The organism is Leisingera sp. ABM4_060 (assembly GCF_056158765.1).
The window spans coordinates 23,669-50,377 of the sequence record NZ_JBSWTX010000004.1 but is presented as its reverse complement, the minus strand read 5'-3'; the positions used below and the strand labels follow the sequence as shown (position 1 = coordinate 50,377).

23 protein-coding genes are annotated in these 26,709 nt (G+C 68.7%); 14 read left to right on the top strand and 9 right to left on the bottom strand.

From position 1 onward, the window contains the following. The 11 genes from ACXAEH_RS22730 to ACXAEH_RS22680 form a co-directional block, all read left to right on the top strand. Nucleotides 1–711: hypothetical protein (locus ACXAEH_RS22730; protein WP_475036357.1), on the top strand; the 711-nt coding region annotated here is incomplete at its 5' end. An 88-nt stretch (nt 712–799) separates the two neighbouring features. Further along, entirely contained in the window at nt 800–1,690 is an 891-nt protein-coding gene (locus ACXAEH_RS22725) for a sulfotransferase (protein ID WP_475036356.1), read from the top strand. A gap of 54 nt (nt 1,691–1,744) precedes the next feature. Next, nucleotides 1,745–2,647, top strand: coding sequence for a hypothetical protein (locus tag ACXAEH_RS22720; RefSeq protein WP_475036354.1), 903 nt, complete (start codon nt 1,745–1,747; stop codon nt 2,645–2,647). Further along, nucleotides 2,631–3,500 (top strand): glycosyltransferase family 2 protein, encoded by an 870-nt coding sequence (locus ACXAEH_RS22715; protein WP_475036353.1) that lies wholly within the window; start codon nt 2,631–2,633, stop codon nt 3,498–3,500. Before ACXAEH_RS22720 ends, ACXAEH_RS22715 begins: the two co-directional genes overlap by 17 nt. Then, a complete protein-coding gene (locus ACXAEH_RS22710) occupies nt 3,497–4,978 on the top strand; it encodes a stealth conserved region 3 domain-containing protein (protein WP_475036352.1) in 1,482 nt (493 codons plus the stop codon). The genes ACXAEH_RS22715 and ACXAEH_RS22710 overlap by 4 nt, the downstream gene beginning before the upstream one ends. Further along, the gene (locus tag ACXAEH_RS22705; protein WP_475036350.1) at nt 4,975–5,793 is read left to right on the top strand and encodes a glycosyltransferase; all 819 of its coding nucleotides are present in this window, start codon (nt 4,975–4,977) and stop codon (nt 5,791–5,793) included. Before ACXAEH_RS22710 ends, ACXAEH_RS22705 begins: the two co-directional genes overlap by 4 nt. Nucleotides 5,794–5,948: 155 nt before the next feature. Continuing rightward, nucleotides 5,949–6,128 (top strand): hypothetical protein, encoded by a 180-nt coding sequence (locus tag ACXAEH_RS22700; protein WP_475036349.1) that lies wholly within the window; start codon nt 5,949–5,951, stop codon nt 6,126–6,128. Next, nucleotides 6,116–7,990, top strand: coding sequence for a polysaccharide biosynthesis protein (locus ACXAEH_RS22695; RefSeq protein WP_475036348.1), 1,875 nt, complete (start codon nt 6,116–6,118; stop codon nt 7,988–7,990). The genes ACXAEH_RS22700 and ACXAEH_RS22695 overlap by 13 nt, the downstream gene beginning before the upstream one ends. A gap of 79 nt (nt 7,991–8,069) precedes the next feature. Further along, the gene (locus tag ACXAEH_RS22690; protein WP_475036346.1) at nt 8,070–10,292 is read left to right on the top strand and encodes a YjbH domain-containing protein; all 2,223 of its coding nucleotides are present in this window, start codon (nt 8,070–8,072) and stop codon (nt 10,290–10,292) included. Further along, a complete protein-coding gene (locus ACXAEH_RS22685) occupies nt 10,289–10,993 on the top strand; it encodes a YjbF family lipoprotein (RefSeq protein WP_475036345.1) in 705 nt (234 codons plus the stop codon). Before ACXAEH_RS22690 ends, ACXAEH_RS22685 begins: the two co-directional genes overlap by 4 nt. 174 nt (nt 10,994–11,167) lie before the next feature. Beyond that, on the top strand, nt 11,168–11,404 hold the full coding sequence (locus ACXAEH_RS22680) for a hypothetical protein (protein ID WP_475036344.1): 237 nt from the start codon (nt 11,168–11,170) through the stop codon (nt 11,402–11,404). A gap of 96 nt (nt 11,405–11,500) precedes the next feature. Here ACXAEH_RS22680 and ACXAEH_RS22675 read toward each other — a convergent pair whose 3' ends face one another. Further along, nucleotides 11,501–12,694: a peptidase G2 autoproteolytic cleavage domain-containing protein gene (locus ACXAEH_RS22675; RefSeq protein WP_475036342.1), complete on the bottom strand. Its 1,194-nt coding sequence runs from the start codon at nt 12,692–12,694 to the stop codon at nt 11,501–11,503. A gap of 301 nt (nt 12,695–12,995) precedes the next feature. Between ACXAEH_RS22675 and ACXAEH_RS22670 the strand changes: the two genes are divergently transcribed. After that, on the top strand, nt 12,996–15,659 hold the full coding sequence (locus tag ACXAEH_RS22670; protein WP_475036341.1) for a calcium-binding protein: 2,664 nt from the start codon (nt 12,996–12,998) through the stop codon (nt 15,657–15,659). A gap of 20 nt (nt 15,660–15,679) precedes the next feature. Here ACXAEH_RS22670 and ACXAEH_RS22665 read toward each other — a convergent pair whose 3' ends face one another. Continuing rightward, nucleotides 15,680–16,294, bottom strand: coding sequence for a sugar transferase (locus ACXAEH_RS22665; protein ID WP_475036340.1), 615 nt, complete (start codon nt 16,292–16,294; stop codon nt 15,680–15,682). Beyond that, on the bottom strand, nt 16,291–17,160 hold the full coding sequence (locus ACXAEH_RS22660; protein WP_475036338.1) for an NAD-dependent epimerase/dehydratase family protein: 870 nt from the start codon (nt 17,158–17,160) through the stop codon (nt 16,291–16,293). The genes ACXAEH_RS22665 and ACXAEH_RS22660 overlap by 4 nt, the downstream gene beginning before the upstream one ends. Nucleotides 17,161–17,286: 126 nt before the next feature. Here ACXAEH_RS22660 and ACXAEH_RS22655 point away from each other — a divergent pair, with 126 nt between their 5' ends. Both ACXAEH_RS22655 and ACXAEH_RS22650 read left to right on the top strand, forming a co-directional pair. Continuing rightward, nucleotides 17,287–18,402: a polysaccharide biosynthesis/export family protein gene (locus ACXAEH_RS22655; protein WP_475036337.1), complete on the top strand. Its 1,116-nt coding sequence runs from the start codon at nt 17,287–17,289 to the stop codon at nt 18,400–18,402. Between the two features lie 179 nt (nt 18,403–18,581). Next, nucleotides 18,582–21,395 carry an amino acid adenylation domain-containing protein gene (locus tag ACXAEH_RS22650; protein WP_475036336.1) on the top strand — a complete coding sequence of 938 codons (2,814 nt, stop codon included), beginning with the start codon at nt 18,582–18,584 and terminating at the stop codon, nt 21,393–21,395. On the opposite strand, the gene ACXAEH_RS22645 is transcribed toward ACXAEH_RS22650, so the two are convergent. From ACXAEH_RS22645 to rfbC, 6 genes are all read right to left on the bottom strand, one after another. Next, entirely contained in the window at nt 21,383–22,282 is a 900-nt protein-coding gene (locus ACXAEH_RS22645; protein ID WP_475036334.1) for a sulfotransferase, read from the bottom strand. The two genes, ACXAEH_RS22650 and ACXAEH_RS22645, sit on opposite strands and share 13 nt — an antisense overlap. 458 nt (nt 22,283–22,740) lie before the next feature. Then, nucleotides 22,741–23,631 (bottom strand): glucose-1-phosphate thymidylyltransferase RfbA, encoded by an 891-nt coding sequence (gene rfbA, locus ACXAEH_RS22640; RefSeq protein ID WP_475036333.1) that lies wholly within the window; start codon nt 23,629–23,631, stop codon nt 22,741–22,743. Continuing rightward, the gene (gene rfbD, locus ACXAEH_RS22635) at nt 23,628–24,476 is read right to left on the bottom strand and encodes a dTDP-4-dehydrorhamnose reductase (protein ID WP_475036332.1); all 849 of its coding nucleotides are present in this window, start codon (nt 24,474–24,476) and stop codon (nt 23,628–23,630) included. The genes rfbA and rfbD overlap by 4 nt, the downstream gene beginning before the upstream one ends. An 87-nt stretch (nt 24,477–24,563) precedes the next feature. Next, on the bottom strand, nt 24,564–25,052 hold the full coding sequence (locus tag ACXAEH_RS22630; protein WP_475036330.1) for a metal-dependent hydrolase: 489 nt from the start codon (nt 25,050–25,052) through the stop codon (nt 24,564–24,566). A gap of 19 nt (nt 25,053–25,071) precedes the next feature. After that, the gene (gene rfbB / locus ACXAEH_RS22625) at nt 25,072–26,124 is read right to left on the bottom strand and encodes a dTDP-glucose 4,6-dehydratase (protein ID WP_475036329.1); all 1,053 of its coding nucleotides are present in this window, start codon (nt 26,122–26,124) and stop codon (nt 25,072–25,074) included. Nucleotides 26,125–26,127: 3 nt separating this feature from the next. Next, entirely contained in the window at nt 26,128–26,682 is a 555-nt protein-coding gene (gene rfbC, locus ACXAEH_RS22620) for a dTDP-4-dehydrorhamnose 3,5-epimerase (protein ID WP_475036328.1), read from the bottom strand. Nucleotides 26,683–26,709: the final 27 nt, after the last annotated feature.

Genomic DNA, 26,709 nt, shown 5'->3' with positions numbered 1-26,709 from the left:
TGGGCTGAATTCTGCGGCTATTCGCTGATTTTCGAGAATTTGTCGCAGCCCGGTGCGGCGCCGCCTGCCGCCACCTTTGCTGATGATGCCGACTCCCTGGCCTTCTTTGCCGCTGCCGCCGCGGCGCTGCGCAGCATCGGCGAAGAGGCGCTGATGCGGCAGCTGCTGCTGTGCCTGCTGCCGCAGCACAGCTACCATGTCACCGCCGTCGACCTGATCAATGCCGGCAACCGCAAGAAGGTCGCCTTGCGGGCCGCCCGCAAGGCGGCCAAGACGGTGGCCAAGGCGGCCACGGACCCGCAGGCGCTGCCGCCGTTCCTGGCCAAGCTGGGGCTGACCGGCGGCGCCAATGCGGAGTTCCCGATTCGTTTCCGGTATGGCGGCCTGGAGGCACTCAACCGGCGGGCGCTGGTGATCCGGCTGGAGCCGGCCGGGCCGGAGGATGCGCAGATGCTGGCGCGGATGCTGGACTGGCGCAGCGGCCTGCAGCAGCGCCTGGAGGAGAAGACCGGGCTGGCGCCGTCTCCGTATAAGGCGCATATGACGCTGGGCTATTTTGCCAGCCGGACGCTGGCGGAGCAGGCGCCGGAGCTGCTGGAGACGCTGGGCCGGGCGCTGCAGCGGGCGCTGGCCGGGCGGCTGCTGCCGGTGGCGGCGGCGGGGCTGTACAGCTTCACCTCGATGGAGCGCTTCCAGCGGGTGTCCGGCTGAGGCCCCGGGCCTGCGGGCGGCGGCGGTTTGACAGGGCGCGCGGAATCTGGAAGAGAAGCACCGCACGGCTCAACCGCGGGGACATAAGGTGAAGACGTTTCTTTTGGGTGTGGGCTGCCAGAAGGGCGGCACCACTTGGCTGCATCGCTATCTGAGTGCGCATCCGGCCTGTGACTTCGGGTTCCGCAAGGAATACCATATTTTCGACGCGCTCTGGATCCGGGGCGCCAAAACCGGCAAGTTCTACCGCGGCGCGCTGGCCGATCTGGCCCGCCGGGCCCGGCGCCAGGCCAAGCGCCAGGGCCGCGAAACGGTGGAGCGCAGCGGCCGGGAGGCGCTGCAGCTGGCAAAGGCGCTGCAGCATGTCTCCTTTTATACCGACCCGGAAAACTATGCCGAGTATTTCGACTGGCTGCACAGCTCCCGGCCGGAGCTGCAGCTGGTCGGCGACATCACCCCTTCCTACAACGGGCTGCCGGCGGAGAAGCTCACCGCCATCCGCGAAATGCTGGAGCGGCGCGGCTTTCATGTGAAGGTGGTCTTCCTGATGCGCGACCCGGTCGAGCGGATCTATTCCGCCACCAGGATGCGGATCCGCGACCAGCAGGGCAAGCCCGCCAAGCAGGGCAAGGAGCCGGTGGCCTTTTTCAACAAGCGTTTTGCCTGGGGCGATGTGGAAATGCGCACCCGCTATGAGCATACCTTTGCCGCCCTGGACCAGGCCTTTGCGCCCGAGGATGTGCTTTACGGGTTCTACGAGACCCTGTTCACCGATGCCGAAGTGCGCCGGATCACCAGCTTCCTGGGGCTGGAGCATATCGACCCGGATTTCGAGGCGCAGGTGAATGCCTCCCCGCGCACCGCCGATCTGGACAGCGGCAGCATTGCCAAGGTACGCGCCTATTACGATGCCACCTACCAGGCTGCCATGACCCGGTTCGGAGAGGACCATATCCGCGCCATCTGGCCCCACGCCTGATGGCCCCTGCATTTCCCGCGCGCGCCGGCGCTGCGGCTTAGGACGAGACCCAAGATGACAGACCGACCCCGCCTCAATTTCCTGCGCGCTGCCACTCAGGGCGGTTCCAGCAGCAGCCAGGTGCCGCTGGTGGCCCATCTGGGGGCCCACAAAACAGCGACGTCGCTGGTGCAGAAATATTTCAAGGCCAAGAAGAAGTACTACCTGAAGCAGAATGTGCTGGCGCTGACCCGCGGCGAGGCCAGCCCCTATATCTCCTGGGGCGACCAGATCCTGGAGAACCCCGGCAAGCTGAACGGCTTCCTGCACGAGAAAGCCGCCACCGCGCCCGGCAGCACCCTGCTGCTGTCCAACGAAAACGCGCTTGGCAAGCCGTTCAAGACCCGTCCGGGCCTCTATCCCGATCATGCCAAGGTGATCGGCGGCCTGCCGGCCGCGCTGGAAGGCTTCAGCCCGCGCATCGTCTATTCGATCCGCCCGCCCTGGGAATTCCTGGAATCCTACTATCTGCAGATGGTGCATCAGGGCTACTTCCAGACCTTCAATCAGTATATCGGCGATCTTGACCTGACCAAACTGTCCTGGACCCCGATCATCGAGCGGCTGTACGAGACCTTCGGCAAGGACAACGTGACGGTGATGGACTTCGGCCTGATCCGCCAGGGCCAGGAGGTGTTCCTGAAGGAGTTCATCCGCCGCAACCTGCCCGAAGAGGTGGTGCCGGACCTGGAGTACGATCAGGTGCACAACGCCTCGATCTCCGACCGCGGCCTGCAGATGGCGCTGCGGATGAACCCGCTGCTGCGCCCCGGCGAGACCGGCGTGGTGCGCCGCTTCCTGCAGGAGCATTTCTCAAACCGGACCGAACCGCGGCCGCTGCTGATGAGCGAACAGCAGAAGAGTGAGCTGAAGGCGCGCTACGAGGATGAATACAACGCCCTTGTCCAGCAGGACTGACCCCGCCGCGCCGCCGCTGGTGTCGGTGGTGATGCCCGCCTATAACGCCGCCGCGGTGCTGGGCCGGGCGGTGGCCTCGGTGCAGGCGCAGACGCTGGCGGACTGGGAGCTGCTGATCGCCGATGACGGCTCCGGCGACGGCACCGGCGGGCTGGCCCGGGCCGAAGCCGCGCGCGATCCGCGCATCCGGGTGCTGCCGCTGCCGGAAAACCGCGGCGCGGCGGCGGCGCGCAACCATGCGCTGGCGCATGCGCGCGGCCGCTATATCGCCTTTCTCGATGCCGATGACAGCTGGCTGCCGCAGAAGCTGGAGCGGCAGATCTCCTGGATGCAGGCCGGGGGCATCGCCTTCAGCTATACCAGCTACCTGCGCGGCGACGGCAAAAGCTGGAGCCTGCGGCGGGCGCCCGCCAGCGTCACCCGCCGCCAGCTGCTGCGCGGCAATGTGATCGGCTGCCTGACCGCGGTCTGCGACCGCCATATGCTGGGCGATTTCACCATGCCGCCGTTCCGCCGCCGCCAGGATTTCGCGCTTTGGCTGCAGCTGCTGCGGCGGGTGCCGCGGGCCTATGGGCTGGATCAGCCGCTGGCCTGCTACTGGCGCGAAAAGGGCCGCGCCAGCCTGTCCTCCAACATCCTGAAAGGCGCCCGCGGCACCCTGCAGGTCTACCGCGCGCAGGAAAACCTGGCCTGGCCGCTGGCGCTGTGGTGCCTGCTGCGGCATCTGTCGCGGCATCTGCTGCCGCGCCGCCGCCTGACCCTGCCGCCCGATAGCCTGCCCGAAACCCTGCCCGAAACCCAGCCTGAAACCCAGCCTGACGGCCTGCCGCCCGCCCCGGGGCGCCCGGGATGAACCGGGCGGCGCTGAAAAACCACCTGCTGGCCGCGCTTGGCAACCCGGCGCTGGCGCGGGACGCCGCGGGCAAGCTGCTGGCGCGGCGCCGCGGCGGCGGCGCTGCGGGCAAGCCGCCCGGCCTGGAGGCGGCCGGCGGCAGCAGCCGCGCCCTGGCGGAGGCGCTGGCCGCCCATATGGGCGTGCTGCGGCTGGCCGATGACAGCTGGCGCCAGTGGCTCGGCGTCCAGGCCGCCGGTTTCGCGCCCGCCCTGCAGGCGCTGCAAGAGGCGGTTCCCGGCACCACCCTGCACCCTTTGGACCGGGCCGGCAGGCTGACCAAAGCGCAGGCCGTCAAGGCCGGGGCGCTGCGGCTGCGGCTGGGCGGCGGGGCCGGCGCCGCGCTGATCGACCTGGAGCGCTATGAGCCGCGCGGCCCCGGCCATTGGGTCTCTGCCAACCCTGCCAATACCGTGGCCCGCGCCCTGTTCAGCAACGGCCTGGAGCAGCCCGGGCTGATGGAGGCGGCGGCGCTGGCCGGCGGGGTCTCGCCGGACCAGCTGCGCGACCGGCTGCCGGTGGATCTGGTCTGCACCTGGGTCAACCATGCCGATCCCGGCTGGCAGCAGCTTTATGCCGCCCATGCCGGCAGCTACCGGGGCCAGGGCGATGCCGCCGCCCTGACCCGCTTCCACAGCAATGACGAGCTGCGCTTCCTGCTGCGCTCGGCGGCCTGGAACCTGCCCTGGCTGCGCCGCATCCATGTGGTCAGCAACTGCGCGCCGCCGGACTGGCTGGAGACGGATCACCCCGGCACCGCCTGGGTGGATCACGGCGCGGTGCTGGATCCGGACTGCCTGCCGACCTTCAACTCGCATGCGATCGAAGCCGGGCTGCACCGGATCCCGGGCCTCAGCCCGCATTTCATCTATGCCAATGACGACATGTTCTTCTGCCGCCCGCTGGCCAAGGCGCAGTTCTTTGCCGCCACCGGCGCCTCGCTGGCCTTCCTGGAGCCCGCTGCGATGGCCTGCGGCAGCCCGGATGCGGCGGCGCCGGATTACCTCAATGCCGCCCGGGTCTCGGCCGGGCTGCTGCAAGAGGTCTTCGGCAGCCGCCCGCTGCGGCTGCACCAGCATGTGCCCTATGCGCTGCGCCGGCCGCTGCTGAAGGAGATCGCGGAGCGTTTCCCCGCCGCCCTGGCCCGCACCCGCGCCAGCCGCTTCCGCAGCCCCGGCGATGTCAGCATGACCAGCTTTCTCTACCACCATTACGCGCTGCAGACAGGCGCCGCGCAGGAGGGCCGCCTGGAGGCCGTCTTTGCCCGCTCCAGCGACCTGCGCTGGCGCCAGCAGCTGGAGACCGCGCGGCGGCGCGGCTGCGACGTGCTGTGCCTGAACGAAGGCGGCAGCCGCCCGCCCGGGCGCGACTGGCACCGCCACGGCCGCCGCTGCCTGCAAGAGATGTTTCCCCATCCCGCCCCCTGGGAGCGCCCATGACTGCCTTGCCGGAGCTGACCGTCGCCATCGCCACCATCGGCGCCCGGATCCTGCAGCTGGCGCCCGGGCAGCTGCCGCAGGCCCCCGGCGTGCGCTTCCTGATTGTCCTGCAGCTGCCGGAGCCGGACCGGGACCCGGAGCCGGCCGCGCTGGCGGCGCATCTGCAGCAGTTCGCGGCGCGCCCCGATATCCGGCTGCTGACCCTGGAGCGCAGCCGCGGCGCCGCCCGCAGCCGCAATGCCGCCATTGCCGCGGCACAGACGCCGCTGCTGCTGTTTGCCGATGACGACCAGGGTTTCGACCCCGCGGGCTGGGCCGAACTGCGCGCGCTGTTTGCCGCCCGGCCGCAGCTGGATTTCCTCTGCGCCCGGCTGCGCACCCCGGAAGGGGCCTGGCGCAAACCCTACGGGCCGGAGCGGATCCGCCCGGCGGCGCGGCTCAACTGCCTCAAGCTGGGCACCCCCGAGCTGGCCCTGCGGCTGGCGCCGCTGCGCGCCGCAGGAGTGCTGTTCGACCCCCGTTTCGGCGCCGGCAGCGCCTGCCCGGCGGGGGATGAATTCGTGTTTGCCTCCGACTGCCTGGCCGCCGGGCTGCAGGGCTGCCATGTGCCGGTCAGCCTCGGCCATCACCCGGCCGAAAGCTCCGGCATGGCGCTGGACCGGGCGGCGCTGGCGGTGCGGGTGGCGCTGTTTGCCCGGGTGTTCGGCCTCTGGGCGCCGCTGCTGCGGCTGATCTTTGCCCTGCGCCACCGCCGCCGCATCGGCGCCTGGCGCAACGGGCTGGATTTCGTGCTGAACCGCCGCCTGCCGCGCTGAGAGCGGCGGCGGTCTTGGCGGCCTGCGCATCTTCGGGTATGGGGCAGTTTCACGCCCGCAACCGGGAGGGGAGAGGCCGCGGCGCCTCCTTGGCCGGCGGTTTTCCGCCCAGAGGGCTTTTGGCAGTGCCGCTGCTACAAGTTATGATAGGATTTATGTTTAAAAAGCTGGCCGCCGGGGCTGCGGCATTGCAGGATGGCCCCAGAGCGCATCATTTTATAAAGAAGTTGTTTTCAGAATTGCTTTCGGCAGAGCATAGAGGCACTGCCGTATACAAGAGCAAGAGGCAGGATTGGCAGATGGCATTCGAGGGCAGGCAAGCATGTTTAATCTGATCAGTGCATTGTCGCGCAGGCAGAAGTCCTATGTCTTCCTGGCCGCCGACCTGCTGCTGCTGCCGCTGGCGCTGCTGTTCACCCTGGAGGTGCAGCCGCTGCCCGACCCCGCGCTCTCCACCCTGGCGTCGCTGCTGCCGGTGCTGCCCTATGTGATGGCCGCCGCCGCGGCGCTGTCGCTGTGGCTGGGGCTGCCGCATGTGCAGCTGATTGCCTATGAACGCCATGCGGCGGCGCAAAGCGCGCTTTTGGCCGGCGCCAGCGCGCTGGCGCTGGCGCTCTTGGCCGCGGCCTTCGGCCCGGCGCTGGCCCCCGGCACCCATGTGGTGTTTGCGATCTGCTATTTCCTGTTCATGGTGGTGGCGCGCGCGGCGATGCTGCAGGTGGTGCTGGCGGTCTACCGCCGCGCCCGGCCGCGCTGCCGGGTGCTGATCTACGGGGCCGGCAATACCGGCACCCAGCTGGCCCAGGCGCTGAAGGCGCATGACGGCATCGATCCGGTGGTCTTTGCTGATGACAACTCCTCGCTGCAGGGGCTCAGCCTGGTCGGGCTGCCGGTGATCGCGCCGTCGCGGATTGCCGAAATCGTGCAGGCGCGCCAGATCAGCCGGGTGCTCTTGGCGATGCCCTCGCAGGGCCAGCCGCGCCAGGCGCAGATCACCCGGCGGCTGCAGAAACTGGGGCTGGAAGTGCAGGCGCTGCCCTCATTCGCCCAATTGATCGGCGAGGAAGCCCTGGTCGACAAGCTGACCCCGGTGGCGCCGCAGGCTTTCCTCGGCCGCGCCGCCCGCGACGTGCCGCTGCAGGAGGCGGCAGGCTCTTACCAGGGCAAATCGGTGCTGGTCTCCGGCGCCGGCGGCTCGATCGGCTCGGAGCTGTGCCGCCAGGTGCTGGCCTGCGGCCCCGCCCGGCTGGTGCTGTTCGAACTGAGCGAGCTGGCGCTTTACAATGTGCATCAGGAACTGGGGCCGCTGGCCTGCGATGCCGGCATCGAGCTGGTGCCGGTGCTGGGCTCGGTCACCGACCCGCGCCAGATGCGCATGGTGCTGCAGGCCCATCAGGTGCAGGTGGTGCTGCATGCCGCCGCCTACAAACATGTGCCGCTGGTCGAGGCCAACCCGCTGCCGGGGCTGGCCAACAATGTCTTCGGCACCCAGACCCTGGCCCGTGCCGCCGCCCGCGCCGGCGTCGAGCGCTTCATCCTGATCTCCTCGGACAAGGCGGTGAACCCGGCCAATGTGATGGGCGCCTCCAAGCGGCTGGCAGAGCTCATCGTGCAGGACCTGGCCACCCGCCACAGCCGCACCGTGTTCACCATGGTGCGCTTTGGCAATGTGCTGGGCTCGTCGGGCTCGGTGGTGCCCTTGTTCCAGGAGCAGATCAGCCGCGGCGGCCCGGTCACGGTGACCGACCCGAATGTGAAACGCTTCTTCATGACCATCAGCGAGGCGGTGCAGCTGGTGCTGCAGGCCGGCGACATGGCCCAGGGCGGCGAGGTCTTCGTGCTCGACATGGGCGCGCCGGTGCCGATCCTGCAGCTCGCCCGCCAGGTGATCGAAAGCACCGGCCGCACGGTGCGCGACGGCGATCACCCGGACGGCGATATCGCCATCGAGATCATCGGGCTGCGCCCCGGCGAGAAGATGGAGGAAGAGCTGACCCTCACCGAGGAGCTGATCCGCACCCGCCACCAGAAGATCTTCTGCGCCCGCGAAACCGTGCTGTCGGAGATCGAGGTCGCGGGCTTCCTGCGCCGCTTGCGCCAGGCGGTGGCGGCCGGCGACGAGGCGGCGGCCCGGCTGGTGATCCAGCGCTGGGTCGAAGGCTACCACCAGCCGGCTGCGGCCGCAGCCGGCAATTGATCCCGCCCCCCCTTCCATGCTCTAACCGCTGCATCCGGCCGCGGCCGGGCGCAGCAGTTCAACAGGCAGTTCCAATTCCGTGACCGCATTCAAGACCCTCCCGCCCCGGGCCCGCCCCCTTGCCGCCGCCCTGCTGGCGCTGGCGCCGCTGCCCGCCGCGGCGCTGGGGCCCGAGCTGACCCGGGCGGTGCCCGGCGCCAGGCCCGGAACCGAGGCGGCGGCGCCGCGGCTGCGGCCGCTGCCCGCCCCCAGCCTCAATTTCTTCGGCAGCCCCGGCATCATCGACATGCCAAGCGCCGAGATGCTGCCGGACGGCCAGTATGCGGTCGCCTATTCCTGGTTCGGCAACCAGGCCCGCTACAACATCACCTTCCAGGCGCTGCCCTGGCTCAGCGCCTCCTTCCGCTACAACGGCATCGGCAATTGGAACCAGGGCGGCTTCTCCACCTATTACGACCGCGGCTTCGATGTGCGCGCCCGGCTCTGGCGCGAGAAAGGCTGGCGCCCGGAGATCACCCTCGGGCTGCAGGATTTCGCCGGCACCGGCATCTATGCGGCGGAATATCTCGCCGCCACCAAGCGCTTCGCCACCCCGGGCTTGGGCGCGCGCGGCCTGCCCGGCCGCCTCAAGGTCACCGCGGGCCTGGGCTGGGGGCGGCTGGGCTCCCAGGGGGCGATCGGCAGCCTGGGCGGCAGCCGCCCGGATTTCAGCGCCGGCTCCACCGGCGGCAAACTGTCCTACGACCAGTGGTTCCGCGGCCCGGTGGCGCCGTTCGGCGGCTTTGAATGGCAGCCGGACGAACGCTGGAGCCTGAAGGCGGAATATTCCTCCGACGCCTATGTGACGGAGACCGTGAACGCCGATGTGTTCGACCGCCGCTCGTCGCTGAACTACGGCATCGAATACCAGTATTCCGACCGGCTGCGCCTTGGCGCCTATTACCTTTACGGCTCGGAAATCGGCTTTTCCGCCCAGATCCAGCTCAATCCGAACCAGCCGCCCACGCCGCTGGCGGTGCCCGCGCCGCACCCGATCGTGCCGCGGGTGCAATGGGCCACCGAAGACAGCCACTGGCGCCAGGACTGGGCCGCCAGCACCAGCAAGACGCAGAAGGTGCGCGACCTGGCTGCCGAGGCGCTGAAGGCGGACGGGCTGGTGCTGGAGGCGATCACCCTCGGCGGCACCGAGGCCGAGCTGCGCTACCGCAACAACCGCTACCGCTCGCAGGCGCAGGCGGCGGGCCGCGCCGCCCGCGCCCTGGCCCAGACCCTGCCGCCCTCGGTGGAGACCTTCCGCCTGGTGCCGGTGCGCCGCGGCATCGGCCTGGCGGCCATCGAGGTGCGCCGCTCCGACCTGGAGGCGCTGGAGTTCGATCCGGACGCCGCGGATGCGCTTTATGCCGCCGCCGGGGTCCGTGATGCCGGGCCGCTGAGCGGCGAGGCGATCTTTTCGGGCGAGCTCTATCCCGCCTTTGCCACCGCGATCAGCCCCTATACCGTGCCGGCCTATTTCGACCCAGAGCAGCCGTTCCGGCTGGATGCCGGGCTTGATTTCAGCGCCTCTTATGCGCCCGCCCCCGGCTGGCGCATCGCCGGCACCATCCGGCAGCGGTTCTGGGGCAATGTGGCGGGCGGCCGCTCCTCCAACTCGCGGCTGCCGCGGGTGCGCACCGACCAGGTGGAATACGCCCAGTTCGGCACCACCCTGGAAAACCTCTATGTCAGCCGCCTGTGGAAGCCCGGCCAGAACCTTTATGCCCGCGCCACCGGCGGCCTGTTCGAGGCGATGTACGGCGGCGTCTCGGGCGAGGTGCTGTGGAAGCCGGTGCACAGCCGCCTCGGCCTCGGGCTGGAGGCCAATTACGTGGTGCAGCGCGCGTTCGACCAGCGCTTCCGCTTCCGCGACTACCGCACCTTCACCGGCCATGCCTCGGCCTATTACGAGCTGGACAAGGGCTATCTGATGCAGATCGACGCCGGCCGCTACCTGGCGGGCGATTACGGCGGCACCTTCAGCCTCAACCGCGAATTCAACAACGGCTTCCTGGTCGGCGCCTTCTTCACCCTGACCGATGTCTCGGCCGAGGATTTCGGCGAGGGCTCCTTTGACAAGGGCTTCCGGTTCCGGATTCCGGTCGACTGGCTGCTGGGCAAACCGTCGCGGTCCGGCTTCGGCCTCACCATCCGCCCGACCCAGCGCGACGGCGGCCAGCGGGTCGGGGTGCCGGACCGGCTGTACGGGCCGGTGCGCGAGGCCCACCGCAAAAGTCTGAAAGAACAGCGCGCGAGGTTCTGGGAATGAGCAGGAAAATGCGCAGCGGCCGGATCGCCGTGCTGGCAGCGGCGGCGGCGGCGCTGCTGCTGGCCGGCTGCAGCCGCGGGCCGGAGAAGACCCAGGCCGAGCTGGAGGTGCTGCAGGCGGTGGCCGATCAGTTCAGCCGCCGCCGCAACCCGCCGCCGGAGCCGGTCAAGCTGACCCGGGCGCTTTTGGATGAGCAGACCCAGGCCTATATCGAGGTGGTGATCGAGAACCGCGATGCCAAGGCCTATCTGACCCGCGCCCTGGACCGGCGCGACAGCAGCCCCGGCGCCATCGAGGTCTGGCGCACCCAGGACAGCGTCTCGGTTTCGCTGCGGGCCGGCATGGTGATTGCCACCCGCGGCCTTGGCGGCGGGCTGCTGTCGGCGCAGGTGCCGGCCGCGGAGGGCGTGGCGGGCCCCGCCCGCGGCGGCGCCCGGCGCTATGCGGTGCGCGACAAGGGCAACGGGCACACCATCCTGGAGATGGCCTGCAGCCTGCAGGATCTGGGCCCGGCGCCGGTGGAAATCGTCGAGACGGTGCACCCCGCCCGCCACCTGCAGGAGCGCTGCGAGGGCGGCGGCGGCGTGGTGGTCAATGACTACTGGGTTGATTCCCGCCCGGGCCGCGCCCGGGTCTGGCAATCGCGGCAATGGGCCGGTCCGGAGACCGGATATGTGCGGATCCGCCAGCTGCGGCTGTGACACCGGGCCGGATTCCGCCCATTGCCCGCGGCTTTGCGGCAACGGGCGGAAAAAAATCCCGGCGGAAACCGGATTTCAAGAGTTTTGCAGCTATTCCATACGTTGAAATGAAAACCCGCCTCCCCTAAGGTCGCCTCAACGCACCTTGCAACCGTTCTCCAAAGGAGTTTGAACATGAAAAATCTTCTGACCGCCGTGACCCTGGCAGCCCTGGCTTCGGCCACCGCCGTTTCCGCTCAAACCGCTCCGGCACCGGCCGGCGGTGAATCCTCGGCCGGCGGCATCGGCGCTGCAGGCGGCCTGAGCGCAGCTGCGGTTGCCGGCGTTGTGGCAGGCCTGGTCGTGATCGGTGTTGTCGCCAACGACGACGATGACACCACCACCACCACCACCACCACCACCACCAACTGATCCGGTTGCGGGCCTTGCGGCCCGGACCTTGGATCAGCGACCGCGAAACGGGCCTGCAAAGGCCCGTTTTTGTGTCCGGGGGCTTGATTGCGTGCCCTAGCGGACCAGCCATTCCTCCACCAGCGGCGACACCGCCCGCATCCGGATCCAGCCCGCGCCCGCCGGCTGGCCCTTGCGCAGCCGCAGCTTGCCCAAAAGCCCGGCCAGCGCCCATTCCGGCCGCTCCGCCCGCGGCAGATAGGCGCGCGCCGCATCATAGGCGGGGTTTTCCAGGGCCGCCCCCGCCGCATCGCGCCGCAGGCTGCCGTAGGCGTCGCGCTGCCAGCGGTGTTTCCATTCATCCATGTCGCCATCGCCCACCACCGCCGGGTTGCCGCTGATCACCCCGATGGGCTCTTCGCCGGGCTGCGCCGGGCGGATCTTCTCTCCTTCCAGCACCACCGCCAGGCCGCGGCGGTCTTCGCCCTGCGGGTTGCCGTCGGCCCATTCGAACCATTCCGCGTAATCGGCGCCGCCGCCGGACCAGGCGCCGGCACAGCTGCCGTTGCCGTCCGAACCCAGCCGGAAATCGGCGCTGCCATCGCCCGCCAGCAGGTAGTCGCCGCCGCTGCCGGCAATCTCCAGCAGCGCCGCCGGGCTGGCCGGCGCCGCCGGGCCGAGGCCGGTGCGGCCGCTGGCCGCCTCGATGCGCAGCGCCGTGCTCCAGCTGCTGCCATCCTCCGAGACCTTGACCGAGACATCGTCATTGCCGGCGAGGCCGATCTCGGCGCGGCCGCTCCAATTGGACTGCAGCAGCAGCGAGGCGGTGTCACCCGCGGCGGCCTTGTTCAGCTTCAGCTGATGGCCGCTGCCGGCATGGGTGAACAGGCTGGCCGGCCCGGCCACCGACAGCGGATTGGCCGCATCGGCGCTGGTGGCGATGCCCAGCGGCCCGAGGTTCTGGGTGTCGGCGGGCGGCAGCACCCAGGCGCTGCCGTCCCAGACCCTGAGCGCGCTGTCGGCCCGGCTCCAGGCGCGCCAGCCGGGCAGGGGGGCGGCAAACAGCCAGCCCTCGCCCTGCCAGACGGCAATGGCATGGGCATGGCCGGCCCAGGCGGCGGCGGGGCTGGCCCCCAGCGCATGGGCCTCGCCCAGGGCCGGGCTGGCGGGCGGCGTGGCGGCGTCAAAGCCTTCGACGCTGAGCTGCACCAGCGCATCCAGCAGCTGCAGCGCCTCATTGTGGGTCACATGTTTCTGCGCCTGGCCCGGCATCAGATAGGGCAGCGCGAGAATCGGTGAAGTCTGGGTCATGGGCAGGGCTCCTGCAGCGGCTGGAAACGGGATCGGCGCCAGTGTGGCAGAGCCCGGTCAAACCTGCGCTAACGGGGCGTGCGCTGCCTGCGCAACACCCCGTCAGCGCCGGAAACCGGCTGTCCGCCCAAGGGGTTGCGGAAAATCCTGTTGCCCTCTTGTTGCCCTCCCGTTTCCGCTCCGTTCCGGCAATTGTCGTCAATTCGTAAACAAAAGCCCCGGCTTTGCCCGCTTTGATGCCCGTTTCGCGCCTGCCTGCCCGGCCAGTCTTCCCCCCGGCAAAACGCAAAAGGAGCGGATCATGGCGCTGGCATTCACGGAACGGTTCGGGACAGAGGATCTGATTTTCGGCACCGATCTGCGCGATCTGGAAATCGCCGTGCAGGGCGGTGAGGCCACGCTTTATGCGGCCACCGGCCTGAACGGCGGCTTCAGCCGCTGGCAGCTGCAGGCGGACGGCAGCACGCCGCAGCTGGCCGGCCAGCAGCTGCATGGCCAGGCCGGGCTGCGCACCGGCGATTTCGAACTGGCGCAGGCGGGCGGCCAGCTGCGGCTGCTGCAGGGCGGCACCAGCCAGAGCAGCCTGACCTTCTACCAGCTGCAGGCGGGCGGCGGGCTGGGCAGCCAGCAGCAGGACAGCCTGGCCGGCGCCGGGGCCGGCGGTTTCGGCGCGGTGGCGATGCTGGAGCTGGCGGGCGGCCAGGCGGCGTTTTACGCAATCGGCGGCGCCAGCGGCCGGCTGCAGGGCTGGCGGCTGGATGCGGACGGCGCGGTGCAGGGCCAGGCCGCCGCGGGCGGCAGCAGCAGCGCCTACAGCCTGGAGCCCGGCGCCCTGCTGGCCGCGGTGGAGACCCCCGGCGGGCCGGTGCTGCTGGCGGCGGACAGCCAGGGGGTGCACGGCTTCCGCGCCGATGCCGCCAGCGGCGCGCTCAGCCCGGGCGGCAGCCTGGGCGCCGGGCAGGGGCTGTCGGTCTCCACCCTCAGCGCGCTGGAAACCTTTGCCGCGGACGGCCAGGGCTGGGCGCTGCTGGCGGCGGCGGGCAGCAGCTCGCTCACCCTGATCCGGGTGGCGGCGGACGGGGAGCTGCAGTTTGCCGCCCAGCTGCAGGACACCGCGATGACCCGCTTTGGCGGCATCAGCGCGCTGGAGGTGGTCGAGGCAGAGGGCCATGTGCTGGTGCTGGCGGCGGGCAATGACGGCGGCCTGAGCCTGTTCACCCTGACCCCGGGCGGCGAGCTGATCCACCTGCAGAGCCTGGAGCATCAGCCCGGCATGGGGCTGCAGAATGCCACCGCGCTGGAGGCGGTGGCGGCGGACGGGCAGCTGCAGGTGTTTGCCGCCTCCGGAACCGAAGCCGGCATCAGCCGCTTTACCCTGCCGCTGGCGGAGCTGGGAGCGCGCGGCATCGCGGCAGCGCAGGACAGCCGGCTGGAGGGCGGCAGCGCCGGCGATGTGCTGGAGGCGGGCAGCAGCGGTGCGGATCTTTACGGCTTCGGCGGCGATGACGTGCTGGTGGCAGGGCCCGGCGGCGGCGCCCTCACCGGCGGCAGCGGCGCCGATATCTTTGTCCTCGATCCCGCCGCATCGCAGGCCTTTGTGCAGGATTTCACCCCAGGCGAGGATCTGCTGGACCTGTCGCTGTTCGAGGGTCTCTACAGCCCCGCCCAGCTGCAGGTGAAGGGGCGCAGCCAGGGCATCCGGCTGCTGTGGGAGGACATGGTGATCTACCTGAACAGCGCCGATGGCAGCCGGCTGGCGCTGGAGGATGTCTTCGGCCCCAGCCTGCGGTTCTCCTTTCCCGGGCGCCAGGCGCCGGGGGTGACCCTGCCCGGCGGCGGCTATTACGGCAGCGGCGGGCGCGACCGGCTGGAGGGCACCAGCGGCCGCGATGCGCTTTACGGGCTGGGCGGCAGCGATCGTCTGGAGGGCCTGAAGGGAGGCGACAGGCTGTGGGGCGGTAACGGCGGCGACAGCCTGGCAGGCGGCGCGGGCCGCGACCGGCTGGACGGCGGCGAAGGCCGCGACCGGCTGGAAGGCGGCGAGGGCGATGACCGGCTGGAGGGCGGCGCGGGCAGCGACACGCTGCAGGGCGGCGGCGGCGGCGATGTGCTGAAAGGCGGTGCGGCGGCGGACCTGCTGCGCGGCGGCAGCGGCAAGGATGTGCTGCTGGGGCAGGGCGGCGATGATCTGCTGGCGGGCGGCAGCGAGGGCGATCTGCTGGAGGGCGGTGAGGGCGAAGACAGCCTGGAGGGCGGCGCGGGCCGCGACAGGCTGGACGGCGGCGAAGGCCGCGACCGGCTGGAGGGCGGCGAGGGCAATGACCGGCTGGAGGGCGGCGCAGGCAGCGACACGCTGCAGGGCGGCGGCGGCGGCGATGTGCTGAAAGGCGGTGCGGCGGCGGACCTGCTGCGCGGCGGCAGCGGCAAGGATGTGCTGCTGGGGCAGGGCGGCGATGATCTGCTGGCGGGCGGCAGCGAGGGCGATCTGCTGGAGGGCGGTGAGGGCGAAGACAGCCTGGAGGGCGGCGCGGGCCGCGACAGGCTGGACGGCGGCGAAGGCCGCGACCGGCTGGAGGGCGGCGAGGGCAATGACCGGCTGGAGGGCGGCGCGGGCCGCGATACGCTGCAGGGCGGCGGCGGCGGCGATGTGCTGAAAGGCGGTGCGGCGGCGGACCTGCTGCGCGGCGGCAGCGGGGAAGATGTGCTGCTGGGGCAGGGCGGCGATGATCTGCTGCTGGGCGGCGCCGGCGCTGACGTCTTTGTCTTTGCCAGCGGCGATGACACGATTGCGGATTTTGCGGCGGGGGCGGACCGGATCAGCCTGGCCGGCACCGGTGCGGGCAGCTTTGCGGAGCTCGGGATCAGCCGCCAGGATGGCGGCACGCTGATCAGCAGCGGCAGCGGCAGCCTGTTTCTGGAAAATCTGCGCCCCGGCCAGCTGGATGCGGATGACTTCCTGTTCTGAGCGGCGGCCGGCCAGGCGCCTTACGCGCCGCGGCGGAACATGTTGCCGATGGTCTGGAACACCAGATCGAAGTCCAGGCACATGCTCTGATGGCGCTGGTAGATCAGATCGAGCCGCGCTTTCCTGGGCACGCAGAGCCGGGAATAAACCGCATCCGTCTCCTCCGCTGTCCGGCAGCGCGCCAAAAGCGCCGCCTCGTGGCGGTGAAACGCGATCGAGGCCAGCCCGGTGACCCCCGGGCGCGACTTCAGCACTTTTGCATAGAGTTCGGGATGCGCCTCCACATACTGGCGCAGGGGCGGGCGCGGGCCGACAAAGGAGATGTCGCCCTTGAGGATGTTCCACAGTTGCGGGACCTCATCCAGGCGTTTGCTGCGCAGCCAGGCGCCGGTGCGGGTGATACGGGCCGATTTGTCGCCGCCGGACACGCCGGTGTCCTGCTCTGCCACCGTCATCGTCCGCAGCTTCCATAAGGCGAACGGCTGATCCACCCCCTTCATCCGCTCCCCGGCGTAAAACAGCGGCCGCCCCTCCTTCCACAGGAGCCAGCCCATCAGCAGCAGCAGGATGGGCCCCAGCAGCACGGCCAGCAGGCTGGCAAAGAAAAGATCGAACATCCGTTTGCGCCAGGTCATCGGCTTTGCTCCTTGGTGAAATGCGCCTCTAATGCAGCCCATTCGGCTGCCATCTGCGCAGGCGCGGCCTGCGCCAGGGCGGCGGGCAGCAGCGCCTGCAGCAGGCCGGTGTCCAGCGCCACCTCCGCGATCGCGGTCTCCGGCGCCGGCGCCCAGTCAAAGGGGCGCCCGGCGGCCCGCAGCAGCGCCGCCATCTCCACCGGGCCGGGCTGGGCGATGTTCAGGGCGGGCGGCAGCTCCGGCAGCTGCAGCAGCGCCCCCAGCGCCCGGGCCAGGGCCTGCACGCCAATATAGCTGCGCCGCGGGCTGCGCCCGTCCGGGAAACGGTCCAGCGAGAACCCCGGGCGCCAGCCGCCGAGGATTGCGTCGAAACCGGCGGTATTGCCGATTCGCAGGGCGCAGACCGGCACGCCGAGCCTGGCGCCCAAGGCGGCGCTGCGCCGCTCCATTTCCGCTTTGGCAGCGCCATAGGCATTGGCGGGCTGCACAGGGGCCTGCTCGCTCAAAAGGCCCGCCTGGGCGCCATAGACCGCCGCCGAGGAGGCCAGAAGCACCCGGGCGCCCGCCGCGGCGCCGGCCCGCACGGCCGCTTCGCCCAGGCGGATGTTGTCCTCCATCCGGCCCTCCGGCCGCCCATTCACCACCCCGGCCAGGCAGAGAATGCTGCCGCAGCCCTGCGCGGCGCGCGCCAGCGCGTCCGGCTCCGCCAGCGGATCGCAGATATGCCAGCCGCCCGCCCGCCTGCCGGTCCCGGCCCGCGGCTGGCGGGCCTGCAGCCGCAGCTGCAGACCCGGCGGCGGGATGAGCTGCAGCAGCCTGCCGATGCGGCCTGTTGCGCCCAGAACCATTACGGCTGGTTTCCCCATGTCTGCTGCCCGTTCCTGTTGAACCCTTTGGCCCAGCCCAGTATCCTCTGCCCGGACAAAAATCAAAGCGGTTCCCCCGGGCATGATCCAGGGCGGTTCCCTGTGCGCTTCAAAGACAGGCTCCCGATGCTGAAATTCCTTCCCTGGCTGGCCGCGGCCGCCCTGACCCTCCTGCCCGCCGCCTGTTCACGCCTGCCCGGCGGCGCCCCCGCCAGCGAGGAGATCCTGAAAGAAGCCGGCGAGGCGGATGCCAATTTCGCACTTTACCAGGTGAACCGGTCGCTGCTGCCCACAGTGGCCGCATGGCCCGCCACCGGCAAGCAGGAGCGCTTGGGCTGGCTGCACGGCCACCAGGGCGCCAAAACCCAGATCATCCAGCCCGGCGATCTGCTGACGCTCAGCATCTGGGACAGCAACGACAATTCGCTTTTGACCGCGGCCGAGCAGCGGATGGTGCAGCTGCAGGATATGAAAGTGGCGGCCAACGGCAGCATTTTCATGCCCTATGTGGGGGATGTGAACGTGCTGGGGCTGACCCCGGACCTGGCGCGGCGCAAACTGCAGGAGGCGCTGGAGCCGGTGGTGCCGTCGGCCCAGGTGCAGCTGGCGATGGCCGAAGGGCGCAACAATTCGGTCGATCTGGTCTCTGGCGTGGCCCAGCCCGGCACCTATCCGATGCCCGACCGCAACTACACGGTGATGGGGCTGATTTCGGCCGGCGGCGGCATCAGCTCAGACCTCAACAACCCGCAGATCCGCCTGGTGCGCGGCCAGTCAATCTATGGCACCTCGGTCGGCACCCTGTTGAACAACCCGCGCCTGGACACGCTGCTCAGGGGCGGCGACCGGGTGTTCGTTGAGGAGGATGCGCGCTATTTCCTCTCCTTCGGCGCCACCGGCGAGGAGGATCTGCATATCTTCTCCAAGGACGAGATGTCGGCGATGGATGCGATGTCCGTCGCGGGCGGCTTTCAGGACGGAAAGGCGGACCCGCAGGGGCTCTTGATCCTGCGCGAATACCCGGCCGAAGCGGTGGCGCCCGGCGTGCGCGGGCCGCGCCAGCAGCGGGTGGTGTTCTCGCTGGATCTGACCTCCGCCGACGGGCTGTTCTCGGCGCGCAACTTCCAGATCAATCCGGGCGATCTGGTGATGGCCACCGAATTGCCGATCAACGACGCGCTGACCATCTCCAATATCTTCGGCAACTTCTTCGGTGTCTTCAGCCGCGCCAGCAATATCTGACCGGGCTTGACTGGGGCTTGAACCGGGGCTTGACCCGGGATTTGCAAGAGGTCTCTGCCCGGCCGCACCCGGCGGTTTGCCGGTGCCCGGGCAGGGCAATCACCAGTTGCTCAGCATTGACCTGCACGCTAGGAAATCCCTGATTGGATTGCCGCCAACCGTTTTGCAAAGGACTTCGAATGGACCAGGCTTCGGACATCATTTCCCCCGCCGCCTCAACAGCCGGCTGGCGCGCCTGTACGGATTTTCTGCACTCGGCAGAGAAACATCCCGAAGCGCTGGCGCTGACGGCTGATGGCCGCAGCTATACCTATGCGGAACTGCGGGCGGCGGCGGAAGCGGCGGCGGCGGCAATTGCCGCTTGCGAGGCGGAAGGCCAGCAGCCGGTTGCCGCCTTCTATGCCCACCGGGGGCTTGCCAGCTATGCCGCCATTCTGGGGGCCTTGATGCGCGGCTGCGCCTATGTGCCGCTCAATCCGAAATTCCCGCCCGACCGCAATGCCGCCATTCTGACCCGCTCCGGCGCGGCCTTCCTGGCCCACCGGCCCGAGGATGCCAGCAATGCCGCCAGCATTCTGGCATCCTCCGGGTCCGCGGCTGTGGCGCTGGAGCTGGGCGCCGGCCTGCTGGCGGCCGGCAGTGCCAGGCCGCTGCCCGCACCGCGCCACAGCAGTCCTTATGCTTATATGCTGTTCACGTCCGGCAGCACCGGCGTGCCCAAAGGGGTGCCGATCCGGCATGCGAATCTGGAGGCCTATCTCGACGCCGTCTTCACGATGACGGACTACGGCCCGGCGGACCGGCTCAGCCAGAATTTCGACCTGACCTTCGATCTGTCGGTGCATGACATGTTCGTGGCCTGGCGGGCGGGCGCACATCTCGTGGTGCCCTCCCTGGAAGATCTCGAAAACCCTGCGGACTACATCCGCGGCCACCAGCTGACCTGCTGGTTCTCGGTGCCGACGCTGGGCCAGAAGATGCTGCTGCAAGGGGCGCTGGCCCCGGGATCGCTGTCCGGCCTCCGGCTGTCGCTGTTCTGCGGCGAGGCGCTGCCGGGCGATCTGGCGGCGGCCTGGGCCAGCGCCACTGGCCAGCGGGTCGAGAACTGGTACGGCCCGACCGAAGCGACGATTTCCTGCACCGCTTTCCGGATCCCGGCCAGCGGCGCGGCCGCCGGACGCTTCAACCTCGTGCCCATCGGAACGGCCTTCCCCGGCATGGAGACCCTGATTGCGGATGAAGCCCTGAACCCGGTGCCTGCCGGCGAGGCCGGTGAATTGCTGATCAGCGGCCCGCAGGTTGCCGGCGGCTACCTCAATGATCCGGAAAAGACGGCTGCCGCCTTTGTCCGGCGCCCGGCGGACGGCAAGCTTTACTACCGCACCGGCGACCGGGTGAAAGCGGCGCCGGACGGGCAGATCCAGTTCATCGACCGGATCGACAACCAGATCAAGATCCGCGGCTACAGGGTCGAGCTGGGCGAGATTGAAGCCAGGCTGCGCGCGGCCAGCAATGGCCATAACGCCATTGCCGTGCCGCTGCCGCTGAAAGCGCCGGTTCCCACCGCGCTGGCGGCGGCCATAGAAGGCTACGCCGGCGACGAAAAGGCGCTGCTGGCCCAGGCGGCGGAAACGCTGCCGGACTACATGACCCCGTCGCGGCTGATCTCCTTTGCGCAATTCCCGCGCAACGCTTCCGGCAAGATCGACCGCGGCGCTGTCGGCGCGCAGCTGGCGGCGGCGCTGGAGCAGGGCAGCAGCCAGGAGACGGCCCGGCGCCGGGGAGAGAAGCGCCGGCGCAAGCTGATCGCGATGATCCAAAAGATTAACCCGGCGATTGCGGCGGACGATATCCTGTCGGCCGGCAATTTGATGGAGGCCGGGCTCGACAGCCTCGGCTTTGTCACCTTCACGGTGGAACTGGAAAAGGCCTTCGGGCTGGAGCTGGACCAGCAAGGCGTCAGCGATCTGTCCTATCTGCCGCTGAAAAAAATCGCCCGGCTGCTGGCCCGCCGGCGCAAGCAGAACAAGGCGCTGCTGAAGGCTGCCCAAAAGGGCAAGGGCCGCAACCGGAAGCAGCTGCGGAAATTGCGCGGCCTGGCCGGGGCTGATACCGCGGCCAAGGCCCGGAAGGGCGGCAGCGGCGGGGACAAGGAGAAGGCGGATCTGCACAAGCGCAGCCAGCGGGTGATCAATTTCATCGATACCTTCCCCGAGCTGATCCGCGCTGCGGACAAGCCGCTGGCGCTGTTCACCGGTTCCTCCGGGTTCCTGCGCGCCATTTCCAGCCAGGACATCGAAGCCCGCGCGGCCGGGCACGGGCTGGATATCTGTGCGGCCAATGCCGGCGCCGGCGCCTTGAGCACCGAAGGCATTGCCCAGCTCTGTGAATTCGTCCGCGACACTCTGCAGGCCTCAGGGAAGCGGCTGCGCTGGGGGGTGGCGGAACTGGATCCGATGCATCTCAGCGTGCTGCCGCCGGCCGGCGACCTGGAAATCGTGCGCGATTACCTGGCGGGCCGGATTGAAGCGCCGGGCGATGACAGTGCGGACAGCCTCTGGACGCTGCAGACCCGGGGCACATTGACCCCGCGCCGCAAGGCCCGGCAAGAGGCGGCTGAACCCAACTGGATGAAGCGCCGCAACACCGAAATCCGTGACATGTTCCTGGGGCAGGTGCCGGTCGACGAAACCGCCGTCGCCGCCTGGCTGCGCGGGGTGCGGGCACTGGCGGACGTGTCGGACCAGCTGGCAGTGGCCATCCACCCGCTCAATCACCCCGGGCTCGGGGCGGAGCGGGCGGCGCAGGAATACGACCGCTATTCTGTGCTGCTGCAGGAGCTGAGCACCGAGCTGGGCATCACCATCATCGATGACCAGGCGTTCGACCTGGAGGCCGCCGACTTCCTCGACAAGAACCACGTTAACTGGTGGCAGGGCCGGGCAAAATTCTCTGCCCAGCTGACCGACCGGATCATGGCTCAGAGTGTATAGCCGTAGCGTTCGGCCGCGGGGAAAGTGATCTCCTCCGCCATGCGGTGGAGATCGGCGTGCCTGGCATCTTTCCAGCTGTCCGCGGCTTTGATGGTGATCTCTTCCGCGCGCGCTTTCAGCACCCCTTCATTGGCCGGCGGAAACAGATGCAGATCATCCCAGGACACCCGGGCCTCGAAGCCGCTGGTGAAATTGGCGGTTGAGCTGTCCCGCCCGGCCCAGGCCAGGATCTCCCGGATGGTGTCGCGGGGGGCGGCGGTCAGATCTTCGTAGCGCAGCAGTTTGAAGCGCTCCGGGGCGGCGGCACCGATACGGGCAAACAGTTTCTGGCGCAGCCGCCATTCCCGGCTCTGGCCGCGCAGCCGTTTCATGTCGGACTGGCGCTTGGACCAGCTGACTGCCACCGCGCGCGGGTCGCGCACGAGATTAAGCGTATGCAGTGTGATGGTGCCGGTCAGGCTCAGCGCATAGGCCTGTTCCGGGGATTTGGAGCTGTCAATCAGCATCCGCTTGCCCGCCACTTCGGATGCTGCGCCATAAAGCTCTGAAAGGCCGGCAAGATATGCGGCGTGATCCTGCCGCAGCCGGGCCCGCAGCCGGGCGTTGTTCCATTCCTGGTTTTCGCGCACATCTTCCTTGAAGGCGGAGTAGCCCTTTGCCAGCTTGGGCAGCGCCCGGGGCGCGGCCAGCTTGCCGGTGACCTGCGACCAGAACCGGCAGTCTTTGAGCGGCGCCTGGCAGCTGCACTCCACCTCCCGGCGGGTCGCGGCAGGCAGGTCCCGGATCTGGCCGATATTACAGGTGTCGCCGTTCTGAGATAACAGCATCGACAGGAAGGTGGAGCCGGTCCGTCCGGAGCCACCGATATAAAGCACTTCTGCTGCCATAGTCGTCTCTTTCAAAGTTGGTTTTGCGACCCTAGGGGCAAAGGGTTTACGGATCAATTGCCGCCCGGGAAGGGGGCCGCTCCGTGTTTGGCAGTTTCCCGTTTACGAAAAGATGCAGCCCCGTGCCAGCCCGTTCTGCCCCCAGGCGGAAGCGGCTTTTCCACGGATCCCGTGGCAGCTCTTGAAAGACCGTATGTGCAGGCATATGCACGCGCCGGACAGAGGGTTTCCGGGAATTGCCTCCAAGCAAGCGGACCCCGGCGAAGCCAGCCATGCTTGCTTTGGCATCCCATCGTTTCCCGGCCGCAACATGGCCTCCGGTGCGGGATGTGTGTGAGCGATGCCTGGGCAGCTTGTAATCTGTCTTATGTTCAATAAGGCGGTGAACCTCACCCCGCTCCAGGCACCGGCGGGGAAAGGCCGGCCCGGGGACGGGCCCGTATCCGGCAAGCGGCTGCTTACCTGAGCAGCCCTTCCAGATAGGCGCCATAGGCGTTCTTGGCGAATTTCTCCGCCCGCGCCTGCAGCTGCGCCGCATCGATCCAGCCCTGCTCATAGGCGATCTCCTCGGGGCAGCCGGTCTGCAGGCCCTGCCGCTCCTGCAGGGTGCGCACGAAATTGCCCGCATCCAGCAGCGAGCCATGGGTGCCGGTATCGAGCCAGGCATAGCCCCGCCCCATGGTCTCGACCCTTAAGAGCCCCTCCTCCAGATACATCTGCAACAGATCGGTGATCTCCAGCTCGCCGCGCGGGCTCGGCGTCACCTTCCGCGCCCGCAGCGGCGCGCTGCCATCCAGGAAGTAAAGCCCGGTGACCGCATAGTTCGAGGGCGGCACCGGCGGTTTCTCGATGATCTCGCGGGCGGTGCCGTCTGCGTTGAACCCCACCACCCCGTAACGTTCCGGATCGGCCACGTGATAGCCGAAGACGGTGCCGCCCGCGGCCTGGCGGTCCGCCGCCGCCAGCAGCTTCGGCAGCCCATGGCCAAAGAAGATATTGTCGCCCAAGACCAGCGCCGAGGGCGCCCCGCCCAGGAAGTCTTCCGCCAGGATAAACGCCTGCGCCAGCCCGTCCGGGCTGGGCTGCACCACGTAAGTGAGCGCCACCCCCCATTGGCTGCCGTCGCCCAGGAGCCGGATGAACTGCTCCTGATCCTGCGGCGTGGTGATCACGCAGATCTCGCGGATGCCCGCCAGCATCAGCACGCTGAGCGGGTAATAGATCATCGGCTTGTCATAGAGCGGCAGCAGCTGCTTGGAGACCGCCATGGTGATCGGGTAGAGCCTTGTGCCCGAGCCGCCTGCCAGGATGATGCCTTTTCTACCCGAGCCGGGCTTGCCATCTGTCATGCCAGTTCTCCCAAATCCTTCAGAATATCCCTGAGCCCCGCCCGCCAGTCCGGCTGCGGAATGCCAAATACCGTCTCTAATGCAGAGCAATCGAGGCGCGAATTCAAGGGCCGCGCCGCGGGCGTTGGATAGGCAGCGGTGGGAATATCCTCCACTGCGCAGTCCACGCCGGCCTGGGCAAAAATCTCCCGGGCAAAGCCGGCCCAGCTGACCTCTGGCGCCCCCGCCAGATGATAGGTGCCGGATTTTTCCGGGCTCTCAGCCAGCTGCCGTGCCATCGCCAGGCAGGCCGCCGCAATCTCCCGCGCCGGCGTCGGCGCGCCCGCCTGGTCGGCGACGACGGTCAGCCGCTCGCGTTCCTTGCCCAAGCGCAGCATGGTCTTGACGAAGTTGCTGCCGTGGCTCGAGACCACCCAGGAGGTGCGCAGGACGGCCCAGGCGCCGCCGGCCGCGCGCACGGCGTCTTCGCCCTTGAGCTTGGAGCGGCCATAGGCGTTCAGCGGCGCGGGCGCATCGCCCGGCCGCCAGGGCGCCGCGCCGCTGCCGTCAAAGACATAATCGGTAGAGACGGTGACAAAGGGAATGCCCAAATCCGCGCAGGCCTGCGCCATCGCAGCCGGGGCCTCGCCGTTGATCACGGTTGCCAGGGCCTCTTCGCTTTCCGCCTTGTCCACCGCGGTATAGGCGGCGGCATTGATCACGGCGGCAGGCGCGGCCTGCCGGACCGCTGCGGCACAGGCGCCGGGATCAGACAGATCCGCCTGATCGCGGCCCAGGCAGGTGACGCCGCCCTGCGCCGCCAGCTCCCGCGCCAGCTGGCCGGTCTTGCCAAAAACAAGGATCATCTGGTCTCCTTTTCCATGCCCTGAGTCCGCCTCTTCTTCTGGCCCAAAATATCCCCGCCGGAGGCAGGCTTTCCAGCAGGAAAGCCTTCAGCCGCCGCTGGCCGGATGCCGCCTGCGCCACAGAACCGCAGCCCAGCCCCAGATGCCCAGCTCCAGCAGGAAGGTCCAGTGCAGCAGGAACGACAGCACCCAATGGGGCTGGCTGGCGGGCACCTCCACCAGCGTAAAAAGATGATCGCTGAAGGGGGCGCCCCACAGGATGCCGCCGCCAATGCTGTCCAGCACCAGATGCAGCAGAAGCGCGGCAAAGACCATCGCCGCCGGCGCCAGCCAGCGGCGGTGAAAAACCGCCAGAACCGGCAATGTCAGAGCCGCAATGGCGGCCCAGAAGGCGGGTACATGCACCCAGTAGCGGTGATGGTGGATCTGGCCCTGATCCACAAAATGAAACCACAGCATGTCAAAATCCGGCAGCACCGCGCCAATCAGCGCGGCGGGCATCAGCCCCCACCTGCCCTGCCCCTCAGGCGCCAGCCGCGCCAGCACATAGCCAGACGGCAGATGCGCAGTCAGCATGGCAGCCGGCCCGGCCGGCTCACTCGCCCGTCCCCAGCCGCTCACCAACCCCGTCGCGGCCCTGCAGCGCCCGCCACCAGGGCTCGTTGTCGAGATACCACTGCACGGTCTTCTCCAGCCCTTCCTCGACCGTGACCGACGGCCGCCAGCCCAGCTCTTGCCGGATGCGGGAGGGATCGATCGCATAGCGCGCGTCATGGCCCGGCCGGTCACTCACAAAAGTGATCTGGTCCTTGTAGGGCTTGCCGTCTGCACGCGGGCGTTTGCGGTCCAGGATTTCACAGAGCGTCTGCACCAGCTCCAGGTTGCTGCGCTCGTTTTCGCCGCCGATATTATAGGACCGCCCCAGCGCGCCCTTTTGCACCACCAGGAGGAGTGCATCGGCGTGGTCTTCCACATAAAGCCAGTCGCGCACATTGGAGCCGTCGCCGTAGATCGGCAGTTCTTTGCCCGCCAGCGCATTGAGGATCACCACCGGGATCAGCTTTTCCGGGAAATGATAAGGCCCGTAGTTGTTGGAGCAATTGGTCAGCACCACCGGCAAGCCATAGGTCTCCGCCCAGGCGCGCACCAGATGGTCGCTGGCCGCCTTGCTCGCGGAATAGGGCGAGCGCGGATCATAAGAGGTGTCTTCGGTGAACATCACCGAAGGGTCGGCAGGCAGCGAGCCGTAGACCTCATCCGTCGAGATGTGATGGAACCGGAAACCCACCGGCCTGCCCGCCTGCACCCAGTATTTGCGCGCCGCTTCCAGCATGTTGAAGGTGCCGGTGATATTGGTCTCGATGAAATCGCCCGGCCCGTCGATCGAACGGTCGACATGGCTTTCCGCCGCCAGATGCATCACCGCATCCGGGGCATGGCGCTCAAAAACAGTGTCTAATGCGGCGCGGTCGCGGATGTCGGCCTGCTCAAACGCATACAGCGGGCTGTCCGCAGCCTCCGCCACATTGTCCAGGCAGGCGGCATAGGTCAGCGCATCCAGATTCACCACCTGATGGCCGCGGGAGACCGCCAGCCGCACCACTGCCGAGCCAATGAAACCGGCACCGCCCGTGATGAGTATCTTCATCGCTTATCCTTCCCAGCCAAAGGGGCTGTCGAAATCCGCCAGCCGCACCGCTGCCGCGTCCTTCTCCGACAGCACCGGGGTGCCCTCGAAATCCCAATCGATGCCGCAGCTGTCCCAGGCCACGGCGCCGTCGCAGTCCGGCGCATAATAATCACTGCATTTATAGATCACCTCGGTGTCCGGCACCCGGGTGATGAAGCCGTGCAGAAAGCCCTTGGGCACCAGAAGCTGCCTGCCGTTCTCGGCGCTCAGCTCAATGCCGAACCAAGCCCCGTAAGAGGGCGAGCCCCTGCGGATGTCCACCGCCACATCAAACAGCACGCCGCGGCCGCAGCGCACCAGCTTGTCCTGGGCATGCGGCGGCGCCTGGAAATGCAGGCCGCGCAGCGTGCCCGCCTCCGCCGAGACCGAATGATTGTCCTGCACGAACTCCAGAGCGATCCCCTGCTCTGCCAGCCGCCGCTTGTTCCAGCTCTCGCTGAAAAAGCCGCGCGCATCGCCAAAGCGGGCCGGCGTCAGCACCTTCAGCCCCGGCAATCCCGTCTCGTCTATCTGCATCCTGCCCTCCCCGTTTGGCGGGTGTTT

Excerpts from the sequence above, each read along its gene's own strand:
- ACXAEH_RS22645 (WP_475036334.1), bottom strand. The coding sequence starts at position 22,282 with ATGGCAGCAGAAGTGCTTTATATCGGTGGCTCCGGACGGACCGGCTCC.
- rfbD (WP_475036332.1), bottom strand. The coding sequence starts at position 24,476 with ATGATCCTTGTTTTTGGCAAGACCGGCCAGCTGGCGCGGGAGCTGGCG.
- ACXAEH_RS22720 (WP_475036354.1), top strand. The coding sequence starts at position 1,745 with ATGACAGACCGACCCCGCCTCAATTTCCTGCGCGCTGCCACTCAGGGC.
- ACXAEH_RS22650 (WP_475036336.1), top strand. The coding sequence starts at position 18,582 with ATGGACCAGGCTTCGGACATCATTTCCCCCGCCGCCTCAACAGCCGGC.
- rfbA (WP_475036333.1), bottom strand. The coding sequence starts at position 23,631 with ATGACAGATGGCAAGCCCGGCTCGGGTAGAAAAGGCATCATCCTGGCA.
- ACXAEH_RS22660 (WP_475036338.1), bottom strand. The coding sequence starts at position 17,160 with ATGGGGAAACCAGCCGTAATGGTTCTGGGCGCAACAGGCCGCATCGGC.
- ACXAEH_RS22710 (WP_475036352.1), top strand. The coding sequence starts at position 3,497 with ATGAACCGGGCGGCGCTGAAAAACCACCTGCTGGCCGCGCTTGGCAAC.
- ACXAEH_RS22675 (WP_475036342.1), bottom strand. The coding sequence starts at position 12,694 with ATGACCCAGACTTCACCGATTCTCGCGCTGCCCTATCTGATGCCGGGC.
- ACXAEH_RS22700 (WP_475036349.1), top strand. The coding sequence starts at position 5,949 with ATGTTTAAAAAGCTGGCCGCCGGGGCTGCGGCATTGCAGGATGGCCCC.
- ACXAEH_RS22665 (WP_475036340.1), bottom strand. The coding sequence starts at position 16,294 with ATGACCTGGCGCAAACGGATGTTCGATCTTTTCTTTGCCAGCCTGCTG.
- ACXAEH_RS22630 (WP_475036330.1), bottom strand. The coding sequence starts at position 25,052 with ATGCTGACTGCGCATCTGCCGTCTGGCTATGTGCTGGCGCGGCTGGCG.
- rfbC (WP_475036328.1), bottom strand. The coding sequence starts at position 26,682 with ATGCAGATAGACGAGACGGGATTGCCGGGGCTGAAGGTGCTGACGCCG.
- ACXAEH_RS22670 (WP_475036341.1), top strand. The coding sequence starts at position 12,996 with ATGGCGCTGGCATTCACGGAACGGTTCGGGACAGAGGATCTGATTTTC.
- ACXAEH_RS22680 (WP_475036344.1), top strand. The coding sequence starts at position 11,168 with ATGAAAAATCTTCTGACCGCCGTGACCCTGGCAGCCCTGGCTTCGGCC.
- ACXAEH_RS22685 (WP_475036345.1), top strand. The coding sequence starts at position 10,289 with ATGAGCAGGAAAATGCGCAGCGGCCGGATCGCCGTGCTGGCAGCGGCG.
- rfbB (WP_475036329.1), bottom strand. The coding sequence starts at position 26,124 with ATGAAGATACTCATCACGGGCGGTGCCGGTTTCATTGGCTCGGCAGTG.
- ACXAEH_RS22655 (WP_475036337.1), top strand. The coding sequence starts at position 17,287 with ATGCTGAAATTCCTTCCCTGGCTGGCCGCGGCCGCCCTGACCCTCCTG.
- ACXAEH_RS22705 (WP_475036350.1), top strand. The coding sequence starts at position 4,975 with ATGACTGCCTTGCCGGAGCTGACCGTCGCCATCGCCACCATCGGCGCC.
- ACXAEH_RS22695 (WP_475036348.1), top strand. The coding sequence starts at position 6,116 with ATGTTTAATCTGATCAGTGCATTGTCGCGCAGGCAGAAGTCCTATGTC.